Source organism: candidate division KSB1 bacterium, from assembly GCA_022562085.1.
Taxonomy (GTDB): Bacteria; Zhuqueibacterota; Zhuqueibacteria; order Oceanimicrobiales; family Oceanimicrobiaceae; genus Oceanimicrobium.
The window spans coordinates 1-8,625 of record JADFPY010000184.1 but is presented as its reverse complement, the minus strand read 5'-3'; the positions used below and the strand labels follow the sequence as shown (position 1 = coordinate 8,625).

5 protein-coding genes are annotated in these 8,625 nt (G+C 45.4%); 1 reads left to right on the top strand and 4 read right to left on the bottom strand.

Translation table 11 applies throughout. The features are described 5' to 3' along the window. From IH879_14530 to IH879_14520, 3 genes are all read right to left on the bottom strand, one after another. The coding region (locus IH879_14530; protein ID MCH7676151.1) for a CRTAC1 family protein at window positions 1-2,255 on the bottom strand (2,255 nt) is incomplete at its 3' end. Window positions 2,256-2,562: 307 nt separating this feature from the next. Further along, complete coding sequence (locus IH879_14525) at window positions 2,563-3,894, bottom strand: alpha-glucosidase (protein ID MCH7676150.1); 1,332 nt, start codon at window positions 3,892-3,894, stop codon at window positions 2,563-2,565. A 51-nt stretch (window positions 3,895-3,945) separates the two neighbouring features. Then, the gene (locus tag IH879_14520) at window positions 3,946-4,290 is read right to left on the bottom strand and encodes a hypothetical protein (GenBank protein ID MCH7676149.1); all 345 of its coding nucleotides are present in this window, start codon (window positions 4,288-4,290) and stop codon (window positions 3,946-3,948) included. Between the two features lie 601 nt (window positions 4,291-4,891). Between IH879_14520 and IH879_14515 the strand changes: the two genes are divergently transcribed. After that, entirely contained in the window at window positions 4,892-5,989 is a 1,098-nt protein-coding gene (locus IH879_14515) for a DUF3179 domain-containing protein (GenBank protein ID MCH7676148.1), read from the top strand. Between the two features lie 79 nt (window positions 5,990-6,068). Here the strand turns inward: IH879_14515 and IH879_14510 are convergent, their stop codons facing one another. Next, window positions 6,069-8,591 carry a VCBS repeat-containing protein gene (locus IH879_14510; protein MCH7676147.1) on the bottom strand — a complete coding sequence of 841 codons (2,523 nt, stop codon included), beginning with the start codon at window positions 8,589-8,591 and terminating at the stop codon, window positions 6,069-6,071. Window positions 8,592-8,625: the final 34 nt, after the last annotated feature.

Genomic DNA, 8,625 nt, shown 5'->3' with positions numbered 1-8,625 from the left:
CCATCAGCATCAAAAAAGACGGCATCCACATCTTCACTCCGGCCGTCCTTGACAAACACAGAATCGATAACGGCTTCAAATCCTCCCTGCCGGTTCTGCAGAAAGATACAGCCCGGTTGATGTTTTCCTCCTCCAAGATACAAATCCTCCAAGCCGTCGCCATTGACATCCTTTATGGCTAAGGCCGGGCCTTCCGTGGATAAGAAATGGGGGATAAACGGTTCTCGATTAAATTCAATGAATCTATTCTCCTGATGCGAATAGTCGAGCTGTACTTCTTTGGTAATATCCTGGAACATCGGCTGATCATTTCTCTGGGATGGATAGGTGTAAGCAGCAGCGGCGTCCGTTTGGTACAGTGTGACAGTTTGATTGGCCGGGAGATTTTTCAATACCTGGTAATCACCGGTAGCCCAGATAACTTCCAGTGAATCAAGACGGTCAATGTTTCCCAGCCCGAAATTCAACACTGGTTCCACCGATGATTGAAATCCCCTGGTGGCCATTAATTCCTGGAAGAATATTTTGTCTCGATAATGAAGAACAACTTTGGCGCCAATACCGAATGTATTCTGACCCCGTCCGGTTAATCGCACTTTGAGATAGCCTGGGGGGAGGGATTTATGGGCAGGGTCATCTAAATTATTAGTGTCATCAGTTTTATCCCACCCCCTGGCGTTTTGATAAAGCAGGTTTTTGTAAATCGCAGCCGGTGCATTGACATTGTTTACTACGAGGTCCATGTCGCCGTCATTATCGAAATCCGCATACGCCGCCCCACTCGAAAAACCGGGATCGCCGAGACCCCATTCAGAGGCACGATTTAAGAAAGTGAGATCTCCGTTCGAATGAAAGGCATAATTGGCCTCCGGAACACTGGGTATGTGCCGGACGATCTCGGTCAGCTTATCCCTTTCTATTGGCACGGGAGTCCCCGCAGGATCCTGCCTGCCAATGAGCGCTTGGGTCTCTTTTTTTTTGATATAATTCAGGTAATCCAGGTCATTGGAACGACGAAAAATACCATTGCTGATGAATAAATCTTTGTACCCGTCATTATCCAGATCAACAAACAGAGGCGTCCAACTCCAGTCGGTGGCATGAATGCCCGCCAGTTGCCCAACTTCGCTGAACAGATGAAAAGTCGGCCTTGATGTGCCCTTATGACGAATGGCGGGTCCACGGTTCAGCTGCAGGGTATTCCTGCGCACCTGATGATAATATCCAAAACTCAGTTTAGCGTCGTAAATATCAAAGGGATCGGCGGAGACTGACGATTTGCGAATTTTCTCCCTTTCCGGCAACATGTCCAGCACCACAACATCCAGCAGACCGTCATTATTGAAATCCGCCAGATCGTTTCCCATCGAAGCGCTGCTGATGTGTCCCATGGATTCTCTCAGCGCCTCGGTAAACGTGCCGTCCCCATTGTTATAATAGAGATAGTCATCCTCGTGAAAATCGTTTGAGATATAAATATCCGGATACCCATCCCAATTGAGATCACCGATAGCCACACCCAATCCATACCCAAGAATGCTCTGGTAAATTCCTGCTTCTTCGGTGATATTGATAAAGTGTCCCGCCTCATTCCTAAATAATTTATCCCCCGCTTCATCATCTCGGATTTGGCGCAATTTGCTGGCAGCGCCGTAAGTCTTTTTTGAGTGCATGGAGTGATTCAATAGGTACATATCGAGGTCGCCATCCAGATCATAATCAAAGAAAGCAGCTTGTCTTGAGAGCCCGATGTGGGCGAGGCCATATTCCCCGGCCCGCTCGGTAAAAGTCAAATCCCCGTTGTTGATGAACAGTTGATTCGGACCTTTTCTGTCCATGTAATTCGACCGACACACGTAGATATCGAGGAATCCATCGCCGTTGACGTCAGCCATAGTGGCGCCTGTGGTCCACCCTTCCGTTCCCCCTCCAACCCCAGCCATTTCAGTAATGTCTTCGAATTTGAAATTTCCTTTATTCAGATAGAGTCGATTGGAATGCATATTGGCGGTAAAATAGATATCCGGCAGATCGTCGTTGTTTATGTCTCCAACCGCTACCCCGCCGCCATCGTAAAAATAAAGGTAATTGATACTATTAAATAAAGAATCCTCTTCAACGGTGTTTACAAAAGTGACGTTAGTTTCCTTAGGCGTAAGCTTCTCAAACAATCTTTGGGAAGAATCTTCCTGCCGGCATGCGCAATGAATAAAAATTGCTCCCAGTAGGAATGGGATAAAAAAATGCTTCAGCATAAGTTCATTTTAGTTAGTATCTTCGCACTAGTTTTCGGTCAGACGGTCCGAGTTCATCAGATTTCTCGCGGAGCCTGCCCTGAGGCCAGTCGAAGGGCTCGAAATGACATAGTTCTTTGTTATTGTTTTTACTAATATTTATGTAGACATTCCCAAGTGAGAAATGTTAGTAATCGTATTTATTGTCTCTTAAATGCTGCGTCAGTCATTGAGGGTCATTTAGATTGTCATTAAGCCAATGACAATTTAAGTTTTGCGATCCTTTGTATGAGCACTTAATTACGCGCGTTATTTAGGAATCACACTACTATTTAATGTATCCCAAGTAATCCTGCTGTAATTCCAACATCGTATCCAGCATTTTTTCGGCGGCGCTGACTTTGTCCACGATTGGATCCACCAGCAAGGCCTGCAAAGCAATTTCGCGCGAGCCGGATAAAACGGTGTCAGCAGTCAGCTTGTGAATGGCGACCTGGTTATAGAGCAGACCGGTAAATCCTTTTGGCAGCTTATCACCGATCGGAATACCATGCACACCTTCTTTATTCACCATGGCGGGAACTTCGACAACCATAAATTCCGGGAAATCAGGTATGAGACCTTTGTTGGGTATGTTAACAGCGCCTTCCTCATATTCGGCGTCATTCAGAATCCCATCCATAATAGGTATGACTCGTTCAGTTAACTTTAGCTTAATCTCTGGGTCTGACTTCATGACATATTTCTTGTAAGAATTGTAGAAATCAAGAATCCCTTCATGATCAACGACTTCATAAGCCCAGGGCAGGTATTCGCCAAAATGGCTGTCCGTGGTGATGGGCAGTACGCCAAATTTTTCCAAAATGATCCTGAAAACTCCTCGTTCATGCCATAGATTGGTTTTCTTCATACTGCGATATGGTTTGAGATCAGACGGCAGCGGGTCGGCTAAATTTTCGAAATAATCCGGGGCCTTCTGTAAAATATCGGGATAAGCGTCTTGGCCGGTTTCTTTGTAAGTCGCTTCCAATAACACACTGAAATGGTTGAGTCCACCGGCAACAGTCCTTAGTCTTTCAAAAGGCATATTAAGAATATGCGGCAGATGGCGCGGCAGGGAAGCGATTTCGTGGCACATGCCGATTAATTTTAAATTCGGGAACTTGCGATGTACGGTTGTACAAATACGACTCATGGGATTGCTGAAGTTGAATACAAACGCATCAGGACAGATTTTGGAGATATCCTCACATATCTCCAGGATGGGAGGAATAATCCGAAGCGCATGAAAAAAACCACCAGGTCCACCATTTTCACCAAAAACCTGGCGGAACCCATACTGCAATGGAATTCGCCAATCCTGTTCCCACAATTCAAAACGATTTCCCACCTCAATGGAGATGATGCAGAAGTCGGCTCCTTCTAACGCTTCTTTCCGCGAAGTGGTTGCCGAAAGCGTGAAGGGTAAGTCTTCACGGGTTATGAAGTCCAGTACATTTTTTGCAACTTTATCCAGGGTCTCTTTATTTATATCGTGCAGGACAATATCGGCGTTCCTATTCCTTAGCGTCTCGCTTTGGGCAATATCACCCACAGTGCTGTAGCCAAATTGAGCGCTGCCTGCGCCGATTAATACTATTTTGGGATTATCGCTACTCATTCTTTCTCCTATAATTGATGTAAGAAGCCCGATGTCGAAATATAAATAGAGTCAAAATGCTCTTATCACCATCTCAATCACATCCCCGGGTGATACTGTAAACTCCTCACTTATGGGGCTTCGATTACTTCCAACCGGATCAGCTATTAACCGAACGAAAGCAGTACTACCCACAATATCATCCGGAATGGAAAAAACACCTGTTTCATGGGCCGCAACCCGACCGATTCTTATCCGTTGGGAGCGTTTCAGAACGTAGATCGTCATAGGTATTGCGTTCCGGTTCTCCACCCTTACCTTGGTTTTGCCCGTGTCATATTCTTGGGTTTTTCGGCTCGCAGAGGAGCAGGAACCGAGGAAGAGCAATATCACAAAAATAAGCGTGAGAATGCGCATGACTTTTCTCCTTCTATTTATGAAATGAGTTCGGAACTCATGGAATTTTCCTAAGTAGCGGTACCGTCGGACTGCAGCGCCACCGTTCCCGATTCTGACCTAAAGCCAGAACCATTTTGGCAACCGATATTTATGATATTACCACTGAAGTCTTGCATTTCTGCGCCAAAAACTAGCCCAATGACGCGAAGCGAATGACAATAACGTCATTAAGTCATCATTAGGTCATTGGCCTTCGGCGTCTTATTGAGAGCAGCAAAAGTAATCTCTTTAAATGACAGGCATCCCCGCGACTTCGCTCGGGAAAGGCGTAATGACTGCTGATGATTGCACCGTGCTTCTGAAACAGGCAAAAACCCGAATAATTTTCAAATTTGCGGCTTACCGCGCTAGGAGATAAACGAGAATATAAAAAATCAAATAACATTGTCAACGAATTCTTTACATCATTTTAACATTCCGTTACAACCAATTTTCATCAGGCCGGAGTACTTTCAATAGCTTTCTTTTGGTTATGTTTAGCGGGAATATGCTGGAGGCAAAATCCGTTACTCGACATAGACAACCTTTGAATAAATAATTAACCTGAATATTCATCACGATGTTAAAGAAACATATATTAACGGCTATCTGTTTGGTAGTATGGCTGATTCTTTATGGGTGTGGTGGATCGGGAGAGGATTTTTCATCGAGCCCCATTTCTTCCAGGAACATCACGCAGTGGAATATTCCTGAAAATGAGATCATTTCAAGCGGCTTACCCAAAGATGGAATTCCATCTCTATTTAATCCGGAAATGATTCCGGCTGACCAGACAAGATTACCCGATGATGATCTGGTCGTGGGCATCGTGGCAGGAGGAAAGCCGAGAGCCTATCCCCATCCTATATTGGATTGGCATGAAGTCGTCAACGAAGACTTGCAAGGTATAGCCTTGACTATAAGTTACTGTCCCCTGACAGGCACAGCCGTCGTCTTTGACGGCACCCATTTAGGAAAATTTGGAGTGTCCGGATTACTTTATCGCAACAACCTCATCATGTTTGACCGGGCAACCGACAGCCACTGGCCGCAATTGCGCTTACAATGCGATCAAGGCGCAGCAAAAAACACCAAACTAAGACTACTCCCCGCGATTGAAACATCGTGGGGCACGTGGAAAAAATTGTTTCCCAGTACTTTGATTTTATCAACCAATACGGGTTACGATCGCCCATATGGTATTCCCGGCTCTGCCTATCTTGGCTATGATAGTCTGAATTCGCCGCCGCTTTTCCGGCAGAAGGGAATTGACGATCGGCTACCGCCTAAGCAAAGAGTTCATGGAATTTTGTTAGGTACCGGACCGGATAATTTTCAAAGCAAGGTCTATCTTATAAAAGAGACTCAAGAGAGGCGCCTCATACACGATTGGGTGGCTAATGAAGCCATTTTGGTGGTTGATGTCGGTGAAAAAAACTTTGTAATTTCCTTTTTACGAACAGTCGATGGCCAAACCCTGACTTTTGAGCTTACAGGCAACGCCAATATTTTTCCGTTTACCTTTAAAGATAAAGAAACAGGCTCAACCTGGAATGTATTGGGGGTAGCCACTGATGGGCCTCTCGCAGGCAAGAAATTGAAAAGGCCTTTATCCTTTAATGCTTATTGGTTTGCCTGGGGGGCATTTTACGAAGGAGCAGATATTTATGACAATTAAATATGATTTCTTATTTTTCTAAAGAATTCAATGTAATTCCCCAATATTCCCATTAACAACTTTTTGGTATAGAAACTACTTATCTGACCGTAATCTCATAAACCTGAATCCGGTCATCGTTCTTTGCAAAAATAATTACCTCTTGTTTATTTCGATAAGTCAGAGAAACCATATCTCGAACCTGGCCGGTCACGTATAATCCACTATTCTGAATCGCTGCCGAAGTAAACCCCGCGGGATAGAAACCATCTGTCTGCGTAAGGCCGTTGGCGCCCTTTTGCAAGCTTAACAAGAGACCGTAGCTTGCATCGTACCTCCCAAGTTGGGGACTGAGGCCATAGAAATTACCAGCGAGAAGCAGATCCTTCGAGCCGTCGAAGTCAAAATCCTTAACCAAAATCGCATATACCGGTGAAAACTGTGCCTCGGTTGGTAACGGCTGCTCAAGGAAGTTACCGTTTTTATTTCCCCAAAATACAGTAGTTGCAAATGTATAAGCCCTTTTTTCTATCGCTTTGCTCAACTGTGCTTCAGTAAGTATTTCGGTTATCTGCTTTCCGGCATAATCAGCATGTGTGGGAAATTTCTCCCGTAGATAATGAAGTCGTTTCACCAGGTCTTGCCGCAGCAACAGGGGATAACTTTCCCCCTGTTTGTAATAACACAGTATCTGCTCGAACAACCCATTATTGTCGAAATCAGAGATGTAAATGGATGCGGGTTGCGTTGCTGATGCCTGTATCTTAGAATTTAAACCCAAATTCCCGGCAACCAGATCAACATACCCGTCCTCATTCAGATCATCAACCAAAACACAGTTCCACCAGCCATTGGTTTTCTGCAAGCCAACCTGGTCGGTGACATTCACCAAGCTGTTCCCGGTGTTTTGAAACAGGGTTATCGGCATCCATTCACCCACTACCACCAGATCCAGATCATCGTCTTTATCATAATCGAACCATTCCGCATCCGTCACCATCCCTGCCTTCGCCAATCCGGGAGCAACCTTCTCAGTGACGATTGAAAAATTCCCTTTGCCGTCATTTTCCAGCAGATAGCTTGTGGGGGTTAGCCCATATTTCCAGGGGATGCTTCGACTGCCCACAAATAAATCCAAGTCGCCGTCACCGTCAAAATCTCCGGGCTTAACGCAGGATCCGCTGGCGTAGAATTTGGGCAGAGCAGTGGTAGACTGTGTGAAACCTCCTTTGCCGTTATTGATGTAAAGCCGGTCGAGAAGGGCTGGCGCGCGCGTGGAATACTCATTGCCGCCGCTGACGACATATAAATCGAGATCATGATCTCCGTCCGCATCGAAGAAGGCCACTCCCATGTCTTCTGATATTTGTGCTTTTTGAAATAGCCGTTCATTGGCGCTCTCGAATGTTCCGGATTTCGTCTGCAGCAGCAGTTTTCCTGCAGATCCTTTTGCGCCTCCGATGTATAAATCCTCCAAACCATCGCCGTTCACATCCCCTTTGGCTATTTTAGGCCCCTGAGTTGATAATTTGTGCGGCATAAGTGGCTCTCTTTGAAAGTCGTCGAATTCATTTTCAACATGCCGGTAGTGCAGCGGAAATGTCTCGGTGATATCCCGGAAAACGGCGTCCGTCTGATTCGAAGATCGAAAATCGAAAATCGAAAATCGAAAATCGGCATCCTTCTGGTGCAAAGTGACCATCTGATCTGCAACAATATTTGCCATGAGTCCATGCGTTCCATCCGGCCAATCAACAATCAAAGTGTCAACCAGGATGTGCTCGCCTAATCCAAAGGTTAGAACATAATCAACGGAGGACTGAAACCCTCTCATGGGTATCTGTTCCAGAACAAAGGTCTGCCGGTTCGCACATTTGAGTGTGACTTTCGCACCAATGGCAAAAGCATTCATTCCCTCTCCCACAAGTTTCACTTTTAAATAGTGATTATCGGTCAGGGAATCGGTTTCGTTTCGAAAGACAAAAGCAGGGTGGTTGACATTGTTAATGACCAGATCATTATCGCCGTCTCCATCGAGATCCCCGTAAGCGACGCCGTTCGAGAAGCTTAGAGTATCCAATCCCCACGCCTCTGCCTGGTTGGAGAAGGTTAAATCACCATTGTTGCGAAACGCATAATTACGGAGCTTCGTGGATGGGATTCTTTCTATGAGCTCGGGGAAATCGATGCGGTCACCCCGCAAGATTTTCTGGATATTTTCTTTTTGCATCAGATAAGCCATATAATCCTGATCCGTGACATCCCGAAAGATGCCATTTGAAACGAAGATATCCTTTAACCCGTCATTGTTTAAATCTAAAACAATCGCTCCCCAGCTCCAATCGGTCTCCGCCACCCCGGCCAGCAGTCCAATTTCACTGAAGGAGATTTGATTTTTCGAATCAAATCCGTTGTTTAATTGCAGCGCATTCTGTGACAACTGATGATAATACCCCCATTCGATTTTCTTTTCATTAAAATCAAAGGTGTCAAAAGTGAAGGTGGTTTTCAATCGGGTGTCATCTTCCGGCAGCATGTCGGTGGTGCAAATATCCATCCACCCATCATTATTGAGATCGGCAATATCACAGCCCATCGAAGAAAGGCTAACATGCCGTATCATCTCCTCTAACTTTTCTGTGAACGTGCCATCTCGA